Raw genomic sequence first — 19,754 nt, 5'->3', positions numbered from 1 at the left:
AAGTTTTTATAAATTTGATAATTGAGTTATAGAGTGAGGTTTAGTGAAATGAGTTTAAATAAAATATTACTGTTTCCAGTTAGTTTAATGTTGAGTGCAGCTGGTTGTGCAGATATTGGCCCAAATGCGATTTATTATATGGCGACAACATCTTTTAAATATGATCCTCGGTATACAGATTATATGATGGAAGTAAATGGCTCTGAAATTGGTGGGGGATTTGGTAAAGCAATATCTACTAATCCAATTAAATTAGGAGAGCAAGTTATTACATGGGGAGAGTCTAATAGTAAAAAGAAACATACTGCAAAGAATCAAGTGATTATTACAAAAGAGCAGTTAAAAGGAAAGAAATATTTAGCAGTACATATTTATCCTGATGATACAGTTGAGATAACTACTTCTAACAATTGGCCTGATCCAACAGAAAAGGGAGTGAAGTGGAGAGAAAAAATAAAAAGTGAGGAATAATAGATATTATTTGGATAATTTACCTAAACTGAATGTAAATATTCATACATTAAAGAGATAGCTATTATATGAATATGATTTTAGTAATGTAGTTAAGGTAATTATTATAAGTTATTAAATTTATAAGAAACATAAGTTTTTATAAATTTAATAATTGGATTATAGAGTGAGGTTTAGTGAAAATGAGTTTAAAGAAAATATTGTTATTACCAATAAGTCTAATGTTGAGTATGGCAGGCTGTGCAGGTATTGGCCCAAATGCGACTTATGATATGGCAACAACATCTTTTAATTATGATCCTTCATATAATAGCTATATGGTGAAGATGAACGGTTCTGTAATTGGAGGGGGATTTGGGAATGCAACCCTTACTAGTTCAATTAAAGTAGGAGAGCAAGTTATTACATGGAAAGATGCAAATACAGGTGAAAAACATGCTGCCAAAAATCAGGTGATTATTACGAAAGAGCAGTTGAAGGGAAAAAAATATTTAGCAGCTCACTTATATCCTGATGATACAGTTGAGATAATTACATCTAATAATTGGCCTGATCCAACAGAGAAAGGTCTTAAATGGCAAGAAAAAATGAGAAATGATAAGAAGTGAGAAAAATAGACATTAGTCAAATATTTCACCTTAAGTTAATATAAATACTCATATATCAAAGAGTTATTAATTATGCGAATACGATTTTAGTAATATAATTTTTATAAATTTTATAATTGAATTGTAAAGTAAGGTCTAATTAAATGAGTTTAAAGAAAATATTGTTCTTACCAGTAAGTCTAATGTTGAGTGTAGCTGGTTGCGCTAGCCTTGGTCCAAATGCAACTTATTATATGAGTACGACATCCTTTGATTATGACCCTTCATATAATAGTTATATGGTGGAGATGAATGGTTCTGAAATTGGAGGTGGGTTTGGGAATGCAACTCTTACTAACTCAATTAAAGTAGGAGAGCAAGTTATTACATGGGGAGAGTCTAATAGTAAAAAGAAACATACTGCTAAAAATCAGGTGATTATTACTAAAGAGCAGTTGAAGGGAAAGAAATATTTAGCAGTACACCTTTATCCTGATGACACGGTTGAGATAACTACTTCTAATAACTGGCCTGATGCAACAGAAAAAGGGATGAAGTGGATGCATGACTTAAAAAAAGCTAAATAAGTTGTGGAGAAATATGTTGAATAGTCAATTACAACATATAAATAGTTTAAATAACGATGTCTTGAATGATAAGCCTTCGTGTAAGCAAGTTTGTCGCGATGTCGTAAATCTCTCAGTTTTTTGATGGTACTAGTAATAATAAAGAAGACGATGAAGATACAAAAAGTAGTCAAATCCTGCTCGATTATGGAGTAATGCTCGAACATACAGTGATAAAAACGAAGCGAAAAATGATTATGCAATTTATGTATCTAATTTACATACACTCTGACTTAAAATGAACAGCTAGGTTTTTACATAAAGATCTGTTGTTATTAAAGATCGAAATTTATATTAAATTTCTGACAAAAAATTTCTAATTAAAAAACCAATATTTGATAGGAAGTGTAATGCCAGAGACCTCAATTCAACAAGAAACACAAAGTACGTGGGCACTATGTCGAGATCCTGTTTTACTGACTATGGTGGGTGGAGCAATTGATACCATTGGCTTTATTGCGTTATTTGGTTTTTTTACCGCGCATGTAACGGGCAACTTGGTGCTTGCAGGAGCAGCCTTGGTGAAGGGTGGTACAGGTGTCTGGATTAAGCTTGCTGCTATTCCATTGTTTATTTTGACGGTGGTGATTACCAAACTGTTAATTGACCGTAGTCAAGCCAAACACAAAACGCTGTCTTATTTATTTTTGTTTGAAGCTATTTTTCTGTGTGCCTTTATGGTTGCTGGGCTTTACTTTGAGCCATTTAAAAATGCTGATGCGATTACCGTTGCTATCACGGGTGGCCTCGGTCTAATTGCCTTAGCTATTCGTAATACTTCAAGTAAAACACTCATTAAAAATATTAGCCCAAGTACCATGATGACAGGCAACACCACCCAGCTTGGGATTGATATTGCCAACTTACTCAAAAACAATAATGAGGCCAATCGGTCAAGCTTGCTTAAAAGTGCCAGTATTGTCATTGGCTTTGTGATTGGTGCTTTTATGGGGGCTGTGCTTTATGTCTATTTTGACTTTTGGAGTGTAGCGCTGTTTATTTTACCTATCCTTTATTTTTCTTATTTGGCTTCACAGCAGAAGTTTAAACAAGCTTAAACAGAGCTGTTGAAAGAGCCTGAATTTAAAAAAATTCGGGCTTTTATTTTTTGAATAAAACACTATTGAAGCTGAGCTGAAATTGTTCGTTCATCGCTTTACAGGCATAATGACGAATGGGGAAATACATTCGCGAAAGGAATGCACAATGACAAAGTCTGGCCATTATTTAGTGCTTGCAATAATGGGGCTGCTTAGCGGTTGTCAGGTCATTCATTTAAAAGAAAGTAACTTAAGTAGCGCTTTAAAAAGTAAAAATGAAAGCATTTTGACTGACAATACGTTAAGCCATCAAACCCAAAACTTGCTATATTTGGTCAAAGAAAATGAGACGTCTTGTCTACAAAATTTTGATGTTTGTTTAAATAAAATTCAGGGGTTGTCTGAAAATAGCAGCCGAGAAGAGCGTTATGCTGCGCTCAGTGAAATTTATTTGGCAAAAGCTTTAGATGTTGGGCGTAGTAGCCAATGTAATGTGGGCAGTAAAAATAATAGCTGTGTTGAGCAAGAGCTGGCGTTGTTTGATAAAAGCTTGCGCTATAGCTATGTCTATTTGTTTGACTCTGAAGAGTCGCCGTTCGATCGAGTGTTTGACCATAGGCAAAATCAGGTACGTATTTTTTATAACGTCGCCTTGTCGAAGCTCATGACCACGTATTTTAATCATTTAAATACGCTTCATTTCCCACCTTTACTAAAAGCAGATGGGCATGAGTACCACGTCAACTTTGACCATGCGCTAGATGTACAACACATTGAAGTCGATACCTTTCGCTCTAGCTACAACATGAACTTTTCAGGGTTTAATACCGTCAACCGTAAGGATGGTTTAGGTGCCGAGTTTATCGTTGGGCGTAAGGAGCATGATGTAAATCATGGTTTCATTTTAGACCCCGATGCTTTTTACGCTCACAATAGTAATCCGAACATACATTTACCACGCTTCTTTCCAGTCACGGCCATTGCCTATCCAAAACAAAAGGCCACAGCCGAACAAGTCATTGCTGGGGCAGATTTGGAAATTTCCATGTTCGACCCATACCGACAGGACCGTGTAAAAGTTGAAGGTGTGGACTATCCGCTTACTGCAAACTATTCGGCACCTTATGGGCTTTGGCTCTCGAAATATAATTTAGGTGCAGCAGGTTATTGGTCTTTAATTAATAAAGAAGCCAATTTGATTATGCCGCATTTATATATGCTGGAACCCTTTAACCCGAATAAAAAAATCATTGTGTTTATTCATGGTTTGGCCAGTAGCCCAGAAGCATGGGTAAGTCTAACCAATGACATTATGGGCGATGCTGAATTAAGAAAAAACTATCAAGTTTGGCAGGTGTTTTATTCAACCAACATGCCGATTTTTGAAAGTCGCTTTCAGATTTATTCATTGTTGAATCAGGCTTTTCAAAATGTTGCTAAAGACAGCTATGCTGCACACGATGCCGTGTTGGTTGGGCATAGTATGGGCGGAGTGATCAGTCGTTTATTGGTAAGTGATGCTGATATTTCAGAACAAGCCATGCAAAAAATGAATGAAGCCCAGCTAAACCGTTTAAAAGAAAATCCGGTGGTGCTAGAGCGCTTTCAATTCAAAGCTTTGCCTTATTTTAAGCGGGTAGTTTTTGTTTCGGCGCCGCATCATGGTACTGACTATGCTGATCGATGGTTTACCCAAATTGCCCGTCGTATTATTCGTTTGCCTGCTGACTTTTTTATTGCAGTTGAAATGAGAGATGAGAAAAATACAAAACTCAGAAAAGGCTTAATTGAAAATGGAGCGAGTAATTTAAGTCGTTCATCTAACTTTATGAAGCTCACTCAAGCCATTCAGCCATCGTCCAATGTGGTCTATCACTCGATTATGGGGAACATGAATGGCACGACAGATAAATCAAAAATGAGTGATGGGATTGTGCCGTATCAAAGTTCACATTTAGGTGGAGAGCAATCAGAACTGATTATTAAAGGTGGGCATTCAATACAAACTAGCCCAGAGGCAATTTTAGAATTACGTCGTATTTTAAGGTTGCATTTAAAGCAGTCGCAGCTTTCAAAATAGAATTTTTGTTTTTAAAAAACCACTGCTGAAATAGCTCAACAGTGGTTGAAGTGATTAATTAAGCTGGTTTTGTTTGAGCGATTTTTTATGCTCAAAGTAGCTGATTGAAAAAATAACCAAGCCAACCAAATACAACACGCCAGACAACAGCAGTAAGTCTAAACCTGCCGCATAGAGCAGCCAAAGTGCATAGATTGAAGCAACACTTGCAATGGCAATATGCGGGGTGCGTTTATGGCGAATAGATTCTTTAAGATAAAAAGCCGACACCAGAAAATAAGGCAGCAAAATCATCACCGATGAAATCAGTAAAAGCTGAGTGTAGTTTTTATTGAAAAAATATACGGCAATGAGGGAGCCTTGTACCACAATGGTGGTGAGCCAAAGCGATGAAATCGGTACATTGTTCTGATTATTCTTTAAAAATAATTTAGGGAAAGCACCATTTTTTGCAGCTAGATATGGAATTTCAGTCGCAAATAACGTCCAGCTTAAATAAGACGATGAAACTGAAATAATAAGCCCGATGGTAATAACAATCGTACCCGGTAAGCCGATCAGTTGCTGCAAAATGGTTGCCATAGATGGGTTATGCATGCCTGCAAGGGCTTCACGACTTGCCACCCCATAAGCCAGTACTGTCACCATGACGTAAAAACTTAATGCCAGCAACACACCTAAAATAGTCGCTTTACCAATGTCATGACGGTTTTTGGCACGTGATGATAAAACTACCGCACCTTCAATACCGGTGAATACCCAAAGGGTAATCAGCATCAGGTCTTTTACTTGCTGCCAAAGCGGAACTTTTAAAGAGAAGTCATTTAAGTTGAGTTTGAACAAATCAAACTTAAAGGCAATAAAAGTAAAGAAGATGAAAACCACCATTGGAATAATTTTGGCAATGGTTGCCAGTAAATTCACAATCGCAGCTTCTTTAATACCTCGGCTTACTAACCAGTGCACCAGCCATACAAAAATGCTTGAGCCAATCAGAGAGTAGAGTGTATTACCTTCACCAAAAATAATGTGGTCTTTGCTATCGGTAAACATGCCGACGCCTGAAAAGGCAATCACTACATAGCCGACAATACCAATGGTGGTACATAACCAATAACCCCATGCCGAGCAAAACCCGATGAGGTCTCCAAAACCTTCCCGCGCATAGTTATAAATACCGCCATCTAGATCTGGTCGTTGACGGGTTAAATGCAACAATGACAGGGCTAAGAAAATAATGCCGACTCCGGTAATGAGCCATGCAACAAGAAGGGCAGAGCCGTTGGCAACTTGAGCCATATTTTGGGGAAGGCTAAATACACCAGACCCCACCATAGAGCTAAATACCAGCGCTGTAAGAGACAACAATCCGATTTTGGCAGCAGACATGGTATTTATTCTTTAAAAAATTGAGAAAGTTCAGCAATGTGTTCTGGTCCAATACCGCAGCAACCGCCGACTAAACTTGCACCTGCTTGCTGCCATTGCTTAGCAAAACCAAGATAAGCTGGAGCATCTAAGTCTTTACGAATTTCATCCAGACCATCGTTGGCTGTAGCGCTTTCATCTTGTGGTGGGAAGGCGTTGGCATAAGCACCAATTTGTACAGACTCTGGAATGAGTCCTTTAATTTCATTAATTGCTTGCAAGATCACTTCAGGTTGGCAGCAGTTAAACAATACTGCTTTGGCATTTGACTGCTTTATAAAGTCAGCCACTTGTTGCATGTTTTCGCCAGAACGAAGTAAAGCTTGTTCTTGTTTGATTTCATCTTGCAGCGTAAATGACACCCAATAGTCTTTACCATCTTGTGGTAATAATGCATGGACTGTTTCAACTTCTTTTAAGCACGATTGAGTTTCAGCGAGCCAGAAATCTACTTCTGGTGCCAATGTGTTAATAATTGGCTCAGCAAGGTTTTTAGCCTGTTCCGGTTGGAACAAGTCGGCGCGGTAAGAACCAAATAATGGTGGTAAACAGCCTGCGATTTTGACATTTTTGCCGCTTTCTTTAACTGCATTTTTTGCTTGTTCAATCGCAACTTTAATTAAACGCACGCCATCAGTTTCAAAACGTTCTTGACCAATATGAAATGGCACAACCGCATAGTTATTGGTTGTAATGACTTCTGCACCAGCGTTGATAAAGTCGAGATGGACTTCTTTTACTGTTTCAGGTGCTTCAATGAGTGCAAGCGCAGACCACTCTGGTTGACGAAACGGAGCGCCACGGCGAGCCAATTCACGGCCTAAACCGCCATCTAAAATTTTCATAAATTACAACGTAAAGGGAGAAAAATAATTCAGCTAATCTAGCGTGTAGATGAATGCTATTCAATCGCTAATATGCTCGATATATTTCTAAATAAATTAGATTGTTATGAATAATTTTTCTTAGGAGGAATTCTGTAAACGATGTTCAGTTTTACTGATGAACTTCATGTGAAAATGAAAATACATTTTCATGAAGTATACAGACTAAAAATACTCTTATAGCGCGCCGTATTGCTGCCAGCTTTCACCTGTATGCTGTGTTTTATAATAGGCTTGAAGTTGTTTAAGCTGTGAAAAATGTATACCTGACCACACCAATAAACTAATAAATATTAAAACTTTAGATAAGTTACGAATTTTATTTAGGCGAGCAAAAGCTAACAGCACAAAAAATAAGGCAGGTAAAAATATAAAGAACTGAATAGGTGAGAAAAATAGATGAGTCGTGCTGAAATATAATGCGGCTGCGCTCATGAACACATTTAGAACAGCACATAGTTTTTGATACTTACCGAGCTTAAATGCATAAGCGGTTATGGCAAATAATACGGCTGAGCTGACATAAATTGCTGTACCGCCAATCATCCACATATAAAACCCGCTTAACAAAAGATAAGCCAGTAGCAAAACAAGTACGAGCTTAAAGCAAAATGATAAGAGGCGAGGTAATGAGTTTAAAGGCGTCATAGCTAGTCTAAATATCTCAACTGAGGTCTTAAAAAACAAAAGGACGAATCGAAATTCATCCTTTTGATATTTTACTTATACATCATCAAACTTAGTTTGCTTTTGCAACTGGGGCAGCAGCAGTTTCATCGTTTGCAGCTTTGAACGGAGATGTATAGTTCAAGCCAAGAGTAGAACTTGTGTACTGACGAACTTTGTCGAGTAACACAGGGTCTTTGCTCAAGTCTTGCTTATAAGAAACTACAATTTCATGAAGCTTCTGGTTCCACTTACCTTCAGTTTGCTGAGGGAAAGCTTTTTCAAGTAAGTTAAGCATGATGTATGGAGAAGTCGAAGCACCCGGAGAAGCACCTAACAATGCAGTTACAGCACCATCTTTAGACGCAAAGATTTCTGTACCGAATTGAAGTGTTGCTGGTTTACCTGGTTCTTTCTTGATGATCTGAACACGTTGACCACCTTGACTTAAACGCCAGTCTTCAGCTTTCGCATCTGGGTAGTATTTACGAAGTTCATTTAGACGGTCTTGGTCTGACATCATTACTTGGCTCACCAAGTATTTAACAAGATCAAGGTTTTCCAAGCCAACAGTGGTCATTGGTAAAACGTTGTTTTTGTTAGTAGATGCAAGCAAGTCAAGCTGAGAACCATTTTTCAGGAACTTGTTTGAATAGGTTGCAAATGGGCCAAACAATACATATTTTTTACCGTCGATATAACGTGTATCAATATGTGGTACAGACATTGGAGGCGCACCAAGTTCAGCACGGCCATATACTTTCGCTGTATGTTGAGACGTAATTGCTGGGTTATCAGTAATTAAGAATTCACCACCTACAGGGAAGCCAGCATATTGTTTGGCTTCTGGTAAACCAGTAAGTTGCAATAATTTAACCGCTGCACCACCTGCACCGATAAACACAAAACGTGTTTTAACGTGATCTGTTTTACCAGTTTTCAAATCTTTGAAAGATACAGTCCAAGTTTTGTCATCATTTTGGCTGATGCCAGTCACTTCAGTTGAAGTCTGTAATTTGAAATTTGGGTTTTGGTTTAAGTGTTTCACTAACTGATTCGTGATTGAACCGTAGTTTACATCTGAACCAACTTCCATACGAGTTGCTGCAACTTTTTGAGTTGGATCACGATCGTTCATCACCAAAGGTGCCCATTGCTTAATCACAGCTGGGTCTTCAGTAAATTTCATACCTTTGAACAACGGGCTTTGAATCATGGCAGCATAACGTTTTTCTAAGAACTGAACGTTATCGCCCCAAACGAAAGCAATGTGTGGAACTGGGTTAATGAATGATTTTGGTTCAGCTAAAACGCCTTGTTTTACCTGATATGACCAGAACTGTTTAGCGACTTCAAATTGAGAAGCAACTTTTTCAGCTTTGACAATTTCCATCTTACCGTTTTTTTCTTCGGTATAGTTCATTTCCATAAAGCCAGAGTGGCCTGTTCCGGCATTGTTAAAGCCGTTTGAACTTTCTTGAGCAACTTGGTCAAGACGTTCATACATACGAATTTGCCAATTCGGTTCAAGCTCAGTGAAATAAGTACCGAGAGTGGCACTCATGATGCCGCCGCCAACAAGAACAGCATCAACAACTGGCTCATCTTTTGCAGTTTGTACTTGTTTTGACGCAATTGGTCTAAACAAGAAAACAATACCTGCAATTAAAATAAGAATGATTAATACCAGAAGGTATTTCAAAAACTTTTTCATGTAAGGGGGACCTTAAAATAAGTTATTTGAGTCACTTAAGGTGTGAGGAAACCTAGACAGCGTATCCAGACAAAATGGATATAAATGCGAAAGTAAAATTCTCCAAAACAGAGAACTTTAAAAAAAGAAAAATTACTTGGGATTATCGCAAACACTCTATATTTTAGACTAATTTTGCATTGACAAGACAATTTTTATAATAAATGGGGTTCATCAAAATCATAAATATGATTTATATTTGATCAAATTGAGCTTTTGTAAGATTGTTTTTAGCTTTTATTTTAATTTAAGTGATTGATAATTAACTATTAAAATAATTTTGGTTAAACTTGAATCATTTGAGGATAATTTGCCTATAAAAATAGATTAATTTTTATTTCATGCCATATTTATGTAAATGTTTAGCTTATAGCCGCTTATTTTTTGTCATACATAGTTCTTATTAATGCTTGTGCAGTACCTATTAAATTAAGGGCATATCTCTGTATAAGAAATATGCCCTTAACGGTTTTATGATGCGACATAGAACGGTGCAGTTGAACGTGGTAACGCTTCGCGTCCACGAATTTGGTCTGCAATTTTCTCGGCAATCATAATGGTAGTTGCGTTTAAGTTGCCGGTAATAATGAGCGGCATAATTGAGGCATCAACCACACGTAAACCATTCATACCGTGTACGCGGCCTTGACCATCTACAACAGCCATTTCGTCTTCACCCATCTTACAACTACAAGACGGGTGGTAAGCCGTTTCTGCATGGTTACGAACAAAGTCATCAAGCTCTGCATCGGTTTGCAAATGTTTGCCCGGGCTAATTTCATCACCACGATATGGGTCAAGCGCAGGTTGCTGCATGATTTCACGTGTAATACGAATTGCATCACGGAACTCACGCCAGTCTTGTTCAGTCGACATATAGTTAAACAAGATACTTGGGTGCGCAAACGGATCTTTCGATTTAAGTTTGATACGACCGCGTGAAGGCGAACGCATTGAACCGACATGGGCTTGGAAGCCGTGTTCTTTTACTGCATTACTACCGTTGTAGTTAATAGCTACTGGTAAGAAATGGTACTGAATGTTTGGCCATTTGAATTCATCCGAACTACGGATAAATCCACCCGCTTCAAACTGGTTACTCGCGCCAATACCTGTACCATTAAATAACCACTCGGCACCAATCGCAGGTTGGTTATACCATTTTAAAGCAGGGTATAAAGAAACAGGTTGCTTACATTTATACTGTAAGTACATTTCCAAGTGGTCTTGCAGATTTTCACCTACACCCGGCAAATCATGAACCACATCAATGTCCATTGATTTTAAGAAGGTACTTTGACCTACGCCTGAGCGCTGTAAAATTTGCGGTGACGCAATTGCACCTGCACAAAGTAATACTTCGCGTTTAACCAATGCGCGTTGTAAGTTGTTTTGGTCAGCGCCAATAATGTATTCAACACCAATCGCTTGCTTTTGGTTGAACAAGATTTTGTTGGTCGTCGCGTGTGTCAAAATAGTCAGGTTTGGACGACCTTTTGCCATATCCAAATAACCACGTGCGGTACTTGAACGACGGCCTTTAGGCGTAACCGTACGGTCCATTGGGCCAAAACCTTCTTGCTGATAACCGTTTAAGTCGTCAGTACGCGGGTAACCTGCCTGTACACCTGCTTCAACCATGGCATGGAACAACACATTGTTGCCATTTTTTGGTGTAGCCACTGATACAGGGCCGCTATCACCATGGTAGTCGTTGCCACCAATGTCACGAGTCTCGGCTTTTTTGTAGTAAGGCAAACAGTCGGCATAAGTCCAGTTTTCAAGGCCTTTATGAGTTGCCCATTGTTCTAAATCCATCGCGTTACCGCGGATATAGCACATACCATTAATTAAAGATGAGCCACCTAAACCTTTACCACGACCACATTCCATACGACGGTTGTTCATGTGCGGCTCTGGGTCAGTTAAATAAGCCCAGTTATAGCGACGACCTTGAAGAGGGTAGGCCAAAGCTGCCGGCATTTGTGTACGGAAATCCAAGCGATAATCTGGACCACCTGCTTCTAGCAGTAAAACGGTGGTATCTTTGTCTTCAGTCAGACGCGCAGCGAGTACATTTCCGGCAGATCCTGCGCCAATAATAATGTAATCATATTCTTTAATATTCATAACTATCCTTTTTTTTTACTAACAGTTTGCCTGAGCAATCTATAAAGACTGCTCGGCATATGTGATTTAGGTTGAAGTGTTTAGAGCGATTGGGGCATTAAAAAATGCTTTGATAATCGCCAAGTTCAACTTGAATAGATTTGATACGGGTATAGTGCCCAAGTGTGGTCAAGCCATTTTCGCGGCCTACACCAGATTGTTTATAGCCACCCACTGGCATCTCGGCAGGCGATTCACCCCACGTGTTAATCCAGCAAATACCAGCTTCAATCTGGTGAATAATGCGATGAGCACGGCTGATGTCTTGAGTAACAACGCCAGCAGCTAAACCAAAGGTGGTGTCGTTAGCACGACGGATGACTTCTTCTTCGGTTTCATAGCTTAAAATGCTCATGACAGGTCCAAAAATTTCTTCTTGAACAATCGCCATCTGGTCAGTGCAGTCGCTAAATACTGTCGGTAGTACATAAGCGCCTTTGGCAAGTTCGCCTTCTGTTGCGCGGCCACCACCAATTAATACTTTAGCGCCTTGTTGTTTGCCTGACTCAATGAAAGACAACACTTTTTCCATGTGAGGGAAGCTAGTGAGTGGACCGAAGTTCGTATCTTCAGCCATTGGGTCGCCAATGCGAATACGTTTTACACGCTCTACAACCGCTTTTTCAAAGTCGGCTAAACGTGATTTTGGAACAAATACACGAGTACCGTTGGTACATACCTGACCTGAGCTAAAGAAGTTCGCCATGACTGCAATATCTGCTGCACGGTTCAGGTCGGCATCTTCACAAATAATCAGTGGTGATTTACCACCAAGTTCCATGGTCACTTCTTTAAGCGTAGAACCCGCAGCACTTGCCATGACTTTTTTGCCGGTTTCCACACCACCAGTGAATGAGATTTTTTCAATCACAGGATGTTCAGTGAGCCATTGACCAATTTCACGGCCAGCACCTTGTACCACGTTAAATACGCCGTCTGGTAAACCAGCTTCTGTATAGATTTCTGCAAGTTTAAATGCAGTGAGTGGTGTTGTTTCACTTGGTTTGAAAATCATAGCGTTGCCGGCTGCAAGAGCAGGGGCAGATTTCCATAAAGCGATTTGAATTGGATAGTTCCAAGCCCCAATACCTGCAACCACTCCTAATGGTTCACGGCGTGTATAAAAGAAACTTGATTCGCGAAGTGGAACTTGGTCGCCCTGAATGGCGGTTGCAAGTCCTGCGTAGTATTCGAGTACATCTGCACCAGTCACAATATCAACTGTAGATGTTTCGCTGTAGGCTTTACCGGTGTCGAGTGTTTCAAGACGGGCAAGCTCATCATTACGTTCACGGAGAATATCGACAGCACGGCGTAAAATACGTGAACGCTCCATAGCGGTCATGGCTGCCCAGATTTTTTGTCCTTGTTGGGCACTTTTTACAGCAGCTTCAATATCTTGTTCAGATGCCTGTTGAAGAGTCGCGATTGTCTCGCCGTTGGCAGGGTTAATACTATTAAATGTTTTACCACTGGTTGCTTCAACGTAGCGTCCATGGATATACAGTTGATAAACTTGTACATCACTCATTTTGTCTCTCCTGCAAAGGCTTGTTCGCAAATTGCAATTGCGTTTTTACATAATCGTAAGCAATGGAACGGGCCAGCTCGCTGTCAAATTCGTTGTGACGGCTTAAACTGCCGCGTAGCCATAATCCATCAATCAATGCTGCCAAACCTCTTGCGGCAACACTGGCCTGTTGTTCATCTATTAACTTGAGAAAATAAAACTTCAAGTTGGAGTACAGGCGTTGATCATTAATCTTTTGCAAACGGCTCAGGTCTGGTACATGCATACTTGCAGACCAAAAGTCTAACCAGACCCGCATTGCTTTTTCATTTACCTGACTAATGTCAAAGTTAGAGTCAATAATTGCCTTAATCTGGCTTTCCGGATGCGAATCTGCTTCTGCTCTGTACTGTTCGGTTTTCCGACGCAAAACATTGAGCATTTCTTGCATACAGGTATTTATTAACCCTTGTTTGTCGCCAAAGTAATGGCTGACAATACCGGTCGACAACTCGGCTTTTTTTGCAATTTGTGCAATGGTGGTATTGGATAACCCCACTTCATAAATTACGTCGAGTGCAGCGTTCATAATCTCTTCACGGCGCACATGCTCTGGTTTTACTCTGCGTTTTGTCATGATTTTCCACATCAGCACTTTTAGGGGTGCTTTAAATTCAGCATGTTAACTTGCAGAGCATCATAGCACTTTTTTTATCATACTTGTTATTGATTGAACGTTCAATCAATAACAAGTATGATGTGTAAAAATCAATGAATTTTTGAATCTGACTTCGGGGAAGAAGAGGTAGAATCAGAAGTTCTTACGGATAGGATGATGCGCATAAGTCCAGTACTTATCACGTTATTTTGGAAAAAATACACCGATTGCAAGGAGCAATAAGATGGTGTTGAAAAGTGATGGATATTCTTCAGACCATATTCGGTTAAATCGTTTTGTATTTTGGAGTTCGGCAGTCAGTATCGGCATTTTTGGCCTATTATTTGTACTGTTTCCAGAAAAAAGTCAGTTTTGGCTGACCTATGTGCAAGAACAGGTAAACCACTTTTTTGGGTGGTATTACATGTTAGTCATTGTGCTGTGTTTAGGCTTTGTGGCTTGGCTTGCCTTCTCAAAAGTTGGGCAAATTCCGTTAGGTAAAGATGACGACAAACCCGAGTTTGGCTATTTGGCTTGGACCTCAATGCTATTTTCAGCAGGGATTGGTATCGCGCTACTTTATTATGGTGTTGCTGAACCTGTTGATCATTTTCTAAGACCACCCGAAGGTGAGGCAGGAACCATTCAGGCTGCTCGAAATGCCATGACCTATAGCTTTTTGCACTGGGGTATTCATGGCTGGGTGCTTTACGCTTTGCTCGGTGTGACCTTAGGTTACTTTGCTTTTAGACAAGATTTACCGCTTGCATTGCGCTCGGCCCTCTATCCAATTTTCGGAGAGCGGGTTCATGGCTTGGTGGGGGATTTTGTTGATGGCTTTGGTATTTTGGCGACTGTCATTTCGCTCGTGACCAACTTAGGTATTGGTGCTTTAGTGTTGGTTTCAGGTATTTGTTATTTAATTCCTGAAATACCGCATAGCTCTGCAACCTTAATTACAGCTGTTCTCGTCATGATGAGTGTTGCGACCATCACAACAGTAGTTGGTATTGAAAAAGGTCTGGCATGGTTATCGCGTATTAATTTGCGTTTGCTCTATGCTTTACTTTTATTTGTATTTTTAACAGGGCCAACTAACCATTTGTTAAATGGTCTTGTTCAAAATGTCGGTGATTACCTCAACAATTTTATGGGTAAAAGCTTTGATATGTATTTATACAATCAAAAAGCCAGTGGTTGGTTGGGTTCATGGACTGTGTTTTATTGGGCATGGTGGATTGCTTGGGCGCCTTTTGTCGGTATGTTTATTGCGCGTATTTCAAAAGGCCGAACCATTCGTGAGGTTGTATTAGGTGTATGCCTCATTCCATTAGGTTTTACCTTGGCTTGGATTTCGATTTTTGGAAACACCGCAATTCATTTTATTCTCAACCAAAAGCAGAAAGCTTTGGGTGATATGGTTTTAAGTGACCCAGCATTGTCATTATTCAAATTACTCGAATATCTCCCGTTTAATCCGTATATTGCCGGGATTGTTGTTGTAATTTGTTTCGTTTTATTTTTGACCCCTGTTGGGTCTGGTACACTAATGATCGCCAATTTGTCCTCGAAAGGGGGCACCAGTGATAGTGATTCACCGATCTGGTTACGCATCTTTTGGTCTGTGGTCATTACCATTGTAAGTATCGGCTTATTATTAGCAGGTAGTTTTAACTCCATGCAAAGTGCAGTGGTGTTATGTGGTTTACCATTTTCAGTCATTATTTTGCTTTATATGTTTGGTCTAGCCAAAGCCCTAAAGCAAGATGATTTTGACCCGAATGTTGCGAAAAAGCAGTTAGCTATTTCAAAAGACATTTCTATTCCATCGAATTGTGACCAGAACAAAGTGACCGAGGTTTTATAACCTTGGTTCATCACATTTATTTATATTTTTTGCGTTCAAAGCAGTCTTTTCATTATTGTTAAATAGTGAAAAGACTAAATTGAATATTTTATTTTTCTTCTATTCCTTGAGGATTGTATGGCAACAGATAATCCAAGAGCAGTTGATGATTTAACATTATCTAAATCTAAAAAAGACCCGCTTAACCGTGTGGTTTTTTATATTTCAGCTCTAATCATTTTAATCTTTTCTCTCGTTACTTTTTTATTTAACGATTTCGCAAATCGAACTATTAACACTGTTCTTGCATGGGTAACGTCAACCTTTGGCTGGTATTATTTACTGGCTGCAACGCTATATATGGTGTTTGTCATTTTCATTGCCTGTTCAAGATATGGTGAAATTAAGCTTGGCCCCAAACACTCAAAGCCTGAGTTTAGCCTACTGAGTTGGTCTGCCATGCTGTTTTCGGCAGGTATTGGTATCGATTTAATGTTCTTCTCGGTGGCCGAGCCATTATCTCATTATATGCAACCGCCTGTCGGAGTAGGCCAGACCTATGAAGCTGCACGCCAAAGTATGGTGTGGACCCTATTTCACTATGGTTTGACTGGATGGTGTATGTATGCCTTGATTGGTATGGCACTTGGTTATTTCAGTTATCGGTATAACTTACCGCTTACCATTCGTTCTGCACTTTACCCAATTTTTGGGAACAGAATTAATGGGGCCATCGGCCATAGTGTGGATACTGCCGCCGTCATCGGGACAATTTTTGGTATTGCGACCACCTGCGGGATTGGCGTGGTACAGCTGAACTATGGTTTACATGTTTTATTAGGACTGCCAGAGAATATCTGGATGCAGTTTGCACTCATTGCCATTGCAGTCGGTATTAGTATTATTTCAGTGACATCTGGGGTGAATAAAGGCCTTCGGATTTTGTCTGAAATCAATATTTATGTATCAATTGGCCTTTTGCTATTTATTTTGTTCTTGGGCAATACCGAGTTTTTACTCAATGCACTGGTACAAAATATTGGTGATTATTTAACTCGCTTCCCAACCTTAGCCTTACAAAGTTTTGCCTTTGAACAACCTAAAGATTGGATGAGCAGTTGGACTTTGTTCTTCTGGGCATGGTGGATTGCATGGTCACCGTTTGTAGGATTGTTTTTGGCCCGCATATCTAGAGGCCGTACTATTCGTGAGTTTGTATGCGGGACTTTAATTATTCCTCTGTTATTTACCTTAACGTGGTTATCCATTTTTGGTAATAGCGCATTGCACAGCGTGATTTTTGAAGGCAACCAAACTTTGGCTGCAACGGTATTATCGAATCCGGCACATGGTTTTTATGACCTGTTAGCGCAGTATCCAGGTTTTACCTTCATTGCTTCAATTGCGACAGTGACAGGTCTTTTGTTCTATGTGACTTCTGCCGATTCGGGGGCATTGGTTTTAGGTAACTTCACCACTAAGCTTACGCATATTGATAATGATGCGCCGCGTTGGTTAAGCGTATTCTGGGCAATTGCCATTGGTTTATTAACGCTAGCCATGCTGATGACCAACGGGATTACCGCTTTGCAAAATGCAACCATCATTATGGGACTGCCGTTTAGTTTCGTGATGTTCCTTGTGATGGCGGGGCTTTATAAGTCGCTCAGACTTGAAGACTACAGGCATGCCAGCCGAAGTATGAATGCAGCACCTGTAGTGGGTAACGTCGATATTCTCAATTGGAAACAGCGTTTGACTCGGGTTATGCATCATCCGGGAACGACTGAAACCAGACGAATGCTCGATACCGTTTGCAAACCTGCTGTTCAAGCTGTTGCCGATGAACTCATTAAGCAAGGTATGAACGTAGACGTGCAGCAAACTCCACTTGAAGATGAAGAGGCGCTATATCACCTCGATATCACCATTCATTTGGAAGAAGAGCAAAACTTCGTGTATCAGATTTGGCCTGTCCGTTATAGCGCGCCTAACTTTAGTCAGCGTGTAAAACGAGGCAAACAGTTCTATTACCGTCTCGAAACTTATCTTTATGAAGGTTCTCAAGATAATGACCTTGTGGGTTACAGTAAAGAACAGGTCATTAATGATATTTTAGATAAATATGAACGACATATGACGTTCTTGCATATTAATCGTATTAGCCCTGGGAACCGTCCATTATTCCCAGATCCGCAAGCTTAAGGGGAATATGCATGGTCTCACCATATCTGCATTCTTTTGCTTTATTTTTCTCTTTGCTCAATCCTTTTTTAATGAGCATTTATATGATTGGCCTGATCCGCCATTCAGAAACCAAGGTGTTTAACAAAGCCTTAATTCAGGGGAGCTTGATTGCCTATATCGTCTTTATGCTATTTGCATGGGGCGGTGAAGCAATCTTTAGTAAGTACCTGAATGTACGCTTTGAGGCTTTCCAGATTTTTGGCGGTCTTATATTTTTAGTGATTGGTTATCGCTATGTGTTTCAGGGAGCCGATACCATTGGTGAAATGCGCGGTGCACCTGAACATTTAGCTGGAACAATCGCCATGCCTTTTATGATCGGGCCGGGCACTATTAGTGCGGCTGTGGTCACAGGTATTGAAATGTCGATAGGTGCTGCAGCACTTGTTATTGGGTTTACTATGTTTTTAACATGCAGTATTTTGATTTTGATGAAATTTTCACATGATCATTTACGCTATAAACATGCAAAATACATCGATCGATATTTTGATATTGTCGGGCGTTTATCTGCTTTGTTAATTGGTACGATTGCTGTTGATATGATTATTAATGGTATTACTGGACTGATCCATAAAGTATAGTCAGGCTCATATAAAACGATGCTGTGTCATTTAAAATGGAACAAAATGGCATAGCATCTTTAGTTTATTTTTGGCTGTTTCTCAGCTTTTTATTTAAGAAAAACTAAAAAATAATTAAAAATAATAGCTTAAAAAATATCCGTTCAAAAAAAGAATTAACAATATTAAAAAATACGATGCTATGTTGTGGATTTAAGCATGTTTTTTTTGTGAATTATCAACCATAATGTTTTCTGAGCTTGTTTTGAGACAGAGTTGAGTCATGCCTACATTAGATGAAATGACAACCGTAACTGATGATCAGTCCGAATTAACCATGTCAGTGTTAATGACCCCAGACATGGCAAATTTTTCAGGTAATGTTCATGGTGGAACAATTCTAAAGCTGTTAGACCAAGTGGCCTACGCTTGTGCAAGTCGTTATTCAGGCAGTTATGTCGTAACGTTGTCTGTAGATAAAGTAAATTTTAAAGAACCGATTTATGTGGGTGAACTCGTTACATTTTTAGCGAGTGTGAACCATGTGGGTCGTACTTCAATGGAAGTGGGTATTCGTGTAGAAGCACAGAATATTCAAAAGCGCACCGTTCGCCACACCAATAGCTGTTATTTCACGATGGTTTCGGTTGATGAGCATGGTAAACCACGTGAAGTGCCTCAATTAAAACTCGATACTGAATGGAAACGCTGTCGATTTGAAGCAGCAGAACACCGTAAGGTGTTGCGCCTACAAGAAAATCATAATCCTTCTTGCAGCATGTATAAGAAAACTTCTTAAACAACAAAGAAGACTAAATTAAAAAAAGATCGAACCGCAGCATGGTTCGATCTTTTTTTATTCACTGAAATTCAACGTCCTGTTTCGTTTCAGCAAAATTATCTCTGAGCTTGGAGGAGAGTACAGAGGTAATTATTGAGCAGCAGGAGCAGCTTCAGAAGCAGAACCTACCGCTTCAGATGCAGCATTTGCAGTGTTTGCTTGCTCTTGAGTTGAAACTACAACTTTATCTTCTGCTGGAGCATGAACTTTATCATGTTTAGAAGCAGCAAAAGTTGAAGCAGCAGTTAAAGCTAGAGTAGTCGCGAGTAAAGTTTTAGCTAATTTCATTTTATGGCATCCTTAAATTCATTAAAAAATAAATCAAACTTAATCGTTCATACCTACCTGATAAAACATGTAGTGCTGAATGACTAAGCTAGGACAC

The 19,754-nt window shown here is 39.5% G+C and carries 17 protein-coding genes; 9 read left to right on the top strand and 8 right to left on the bottom strand.

Features of this window, described 5'->3' with window-relative positions:
• The first annotated feature begins 48 nt into the window (after positions 1 to 48).
• The 5 genes from ACH8JV_RS11745 to ACH8JV_RS11725 all read left to right on the top strand — a co-directional run bounded on the left by ACH8JV_RS11745 (position 49) and on the right by ACH8JV_RS11725 (position 4,804).
• On the top strand, positions 49 to 471 hold the full coding sequence (locus ACH8JV_RS11745; protein WP_396521409.1) for a hypothetical protein: 423 nt from the start codon (positions 49 to 51) through the stop codon (positions 469 to 471).
• A gap of 182 nt (positions 472 to 653) precedes the next feature.
• Positions 654 to 1,079 (top strand): hypothetical protein, encoded by a 426-nt coding sequence (locus tag ACH8JV_RS11740; RefSeq protein WP_396521407.1) that lies wholly within the window; start codon positions 654 to 656, stop codon positions 1,077 to 1,079.
• 143 nt (positions 1,080 to 1,222) lie between these two features.
• Entirely contained in the window at positions 1,223 to 1,645 is a 423-nt protein-coding gene (locus tag ACH8JV_RS11735; protein WP_396521405.1) for a hypothetical protein, read from the top strand.
• Between the two features lie 389 nt (positions 1,646 to 2,034).
• On the top strand, positions 2,035 to 2,742 hold the full coding sequence (locus ACH8JV_RS11730) for a YoaK family protein (RefSeq protein ID WP_396521403.1): 708 nt from the start codon (positions 2,035 to 2,037) through the stop codon (positions 2,740 to 2,742).
• 148 nt (positions 2,743 to 2,890) lie between these two features.
• Positions 2,891 to 4,804, top strand: a complete 1,914-nt coding sequence (locus ACH8JV_RS11725; protein ID WP_396521401.1) for an esterase/lipase family protein — start codon at positions 2,891 to 2,893, stop codon at positions 4,802 to 4,804.
• 54 nt (positions 4,805 to 4,858) lie between these two features.
• On the opposite strand, the gene ACH8JV_RS11720 is transcribed toward ACH8JV_RS11725, so the two are convergent.
• The 7 genes from ACH8JV_RS11720 to betI form a co-directional block, all read right to left on the bottom strand.
• Complete coding sequence (locus ACH8JV_RS11720; RefSeq protein ID WP_068566399.1) at positions 4,859 to 6,193, bottom strand: basic amino acid/polyamine antiporter; 1,335 nt, start codon at positions 6,191 to 6,193, stop codon at positions 4,859 to 4,861.
• Between the two features lie 5 nt (positions 6,194 to 6,198).
• Positions 6,199 to 7,077 carry a homocysteine S-methyltransferase family protein gene (locus tag ACH8JV_RS11715; RefSeq protein ID WP_000696108.1) on the bottom strand — a complete coding sequence of 293 codons (879 nt, stop codon included), beginning with the start codon at positions 7,075 to 7,077 and terminating at the stop codon, positions 6,199 to 6,201.
• 216 nt (positions 7,078 to 7,293) lie between these two features.
• Complete coding sequence (locus tag ACH8JV_RS11710) at positions 7,294 to 7,764, bottom strand: hypothetical protein (RefSeq protein ID WP_396521398.1); 471 nt, start codon at positions 7,762 to 7,764, stop codon at positions 7,294 to 7,296.
• Positions 7,765 to 7,855: 91 nt separating this feature from the next.
• The gene (gene mqo / locus ACH8JV_RS11705; protein ID WP_024433247.1) at positions 7,856 to 9,496 is read right to left on the bottom strand and encodes a malate dehydrogenase (quinone); all 1,641 of its coding nucleotides are present in this window, start codon (positions 9,494 to 9,496) and stop codon (positions 7,856 to 7,858) included.
• 510 nt (positions 9,497 to 10,006) lie between these two features.
• Entirely contained in the window at positions 10,007 to 11,665 is a 1,659-nt protein-coding gene (gene betA, locus ACH8JV_RS11700; RefSeq protein WP_004888295.1) for a choline dehydrogenase, read from the bottom strand.
• A gap of 97 nt (positions 11,666 to 11,762) precedes the next feature.
• On the bottom strand, positions 11,763 to 13,235 hold the full coding sequence (gene betB / locus ACH8JV_RS11695; protein ID WP_396521396.1) for a betaine-aldehyde dehydrogenase: 1,473 nt from the start codon (positions 13,233 to 13,235) through the stop codon (positions 11,763 to 11,765).
• Positions 13,228 to 13,851, bottom strand: coding sequence for a transcriptional regulator BetI (gene betI / locus ACH8JV_RS11690; RefSeq protein WP_004703204.1), 624 nt, complete (start codon positions 13,849 to 13,851; stop codon positions 13,228 to 13,230). Before betI ends, betB begins: the two co-directional genes overlap by 8 nt.
• A gap of 265 nt (positions 13,852 to 14,116) precedes the next feature.
• On the opposite strand from betI, the gene ACH8JV_RS11685 reads away from it, so the two are divergent.
• The 4 genes from ACH8JV_RS11685 (at position 14,117) to ACH8JV_RS11670 (ending at position 19,327) form a co-directional block, all read left to right on the top strand.
• On the top strand, positions 14,117 to 15,739 hold the full coding sequence (locus tag ACH8JV_RS11685) for a BCCT family transporter (RefSeq protein WP_004703203.1): 1,623 nt from the start codon (positions 14,117 to 14,119) through the stop codon (positions 15,737 to 15,739).
• A gap of 117 nt (positions 15,740 to 15,856) precedes the next feature.
• On the top strand, positions 15,857 to 17,923 hold the full coding sequence (locus tag ACH8JV_RS11680; protein ID WP_191028575.1) for a choline transporter: 2,067 nt from the start codon (positions 15,857 to 15,859) through the stop codon (positions 17,921 to 17,923).
• 11 nt (positions 17,924 to 17,934) lie between these two features.
• Positions 17,935 to 18,549, top strand: coding sequence for a MarC family protein (locus tag ACH8JV_RS11675; protein ID WP_002054351.1), 615 nt, complete (start codon positions 17,935 to 17,937; stop codon positions 18,547 to 18,549).
• 262 nt (positions 18,550 to 18,811) lie between these two features.
• On the top strand, positions 18,812 to 19,327 hold the full coding sequence (locus tag ACH8JV_RS11670; protein ID WP_004703199.1) for an acyl-CoA thioesterase: 516 nt from the start codon (positions 18,812 to 18,814) through the stop codon (positions 19,325 to 19,327).
• 132 nt (positions 19,328 to 19,459) lie between these two features.
• Here ACH8JV_RS11670 and ACH8JV_RS11665 read toward each other — a convergent pair whose 3' ends face one another.
• On the bottom strand, positions 19,460 to 19,657 hold the full coding sequence (locus tag ACH8JV_RS11665) for a hypothetical protein (RefSeq protein WP_002054416.1): 198 nt from the start codon (positions 19,655 to 19,657) through the stop codon (positions 19,460 to 19,462).
• Positions 19,658 to 19,754: the final 97 nt, after the last annotated feature.

Source organism: Acinetobacter sp. ABJ_C5_2, assembly GCF_044538485.1.
GTDB lineage: Bacteria > Pseudomonadota > Gammaproteobacteria > Pseudomonadales > Moraxellaceae > Acinetobacter > Acinetobacter nosocomialis_A.
This window is presented reverse-complemented; position numbering and strand designations above follow the sequence as displayed.

Bases quoted from the DNA above. Each gene is read 5' to 3' on its own strand.
- ACH8JV_RS11665 (WP_002054416.1), bottom strand. From the start codon at position 19,657: ATGAAATTAGCTAAAACTTTACTCGCGACTACTCTAGCTTTAACTGCT.
- betB (WP_396521396.1), bottom strand. From the start codon at position 13,235: ATGAGTGATGTACAAGTTTATCAACTGTATATCCATGGACGCTACGTT.
- ACH8JV_RS11715 (WP_000696108.1), bottom strand. From the start codon at position 7,077: ATGAAAATTTTAGATGGCGGTTTAGGCCGTGAATTGGCTCGCCGTGGC.
- ACH8JV_RS11685 (WP_004703203.1), top strand. From the start codon at position 14,117: ATGGTGTTGAAAAGTGATGGATATTCTTCAGACCATATTCGGTTAAAT.
- ACH8JV_RS11730 (WP_396521403.1), top strand. From the start codon at position 2,035: ATGCCAGAGACCTCAATTCAACAAGAAACACAAAGTACGTGGGCACTA.
- ACH8JV_RS11680 (WP_191028575.1), top strand. From the start codon at position 15,857: ATGGCAACAGATAATCCAAGAGCAGTTGATGATTTAACATTATCTAAA.
- ACH8JV_RS11740 (WP_396521407.1), top strand. From the start codon at position 654: ATGAGTTTAAAGAAAATATTGTTATTACCAATAAGTCTAATGTTGAGT.
- ACH8JV_RS11720 (WP_068566399.1), bottom strand. From the start codon at position 6,193: ATGTCTGCTGCCAAAATCGGATTGTTGTCTCTTACAGCGCTGGTATTT.
- ACH8JV_RS11710 (WP_396521398.1), bottom strand. From the start codon at position 7,764: ATGACGCCTTTAAACTCATTACCTCGCCTCTTATCATTTTGCTTTAAG.
- betI (WP_004703204.1), bottom strand. From the start codon at position 13,851: ATGACAAAACGCAGAGTAAAACCAGAGCATGTGCGCCGTGAAGAGATT.
- ACH8JV_RS11725 (WP_396521401.1), top strand. From the start codon at position 2,891: ATGACAAAGTCTGGCCATTATTTAGTGCTTGCAATAATGGGGCTGCTT.
- mqo (WP_024433247.1), bottom strand. From the start codon at position 9,496: ATGAAAAAGTTTTTGAAATACCTTCTGGTATTAATCATTCTTATTTTA.
- betA (WP_004888295.1), bottom strand. From the start codon at position 11,665: ATGAATATTAAAGAATATGATTACATTATTATTGGCGCAGGATCTGCC.
- ACH8JV_RS11675 (WP_002054351.1), top strand. From the start codon at position 17,935: ATGGTCTCACCATATCTGCATTCTTTTGCTTTATTTTTCTCTTTGCTC.
- ACH8JV_RS11670 (WP_004703199.1), top strand. From the start codon at position 18,812: ATGCCTACATTAGATGAAATGACAACCGTAACTGATGATCAGTCCGAA.
- ACH8JV_RS11745 (WP_396521409.1), top strand. From the start codon at position 49: ATGAGTTTAAATAAAATATTACTGTTTCCAGTTAGTTTAATGTTGAGT.
- ACH8JV_RS11735 (WP_396521405.1), top strand. From the start codon at position 1,223: ATGAGTTTAAAGAAAATATTGTTCTTACCAGTAAGTCTAATGTTGAGT.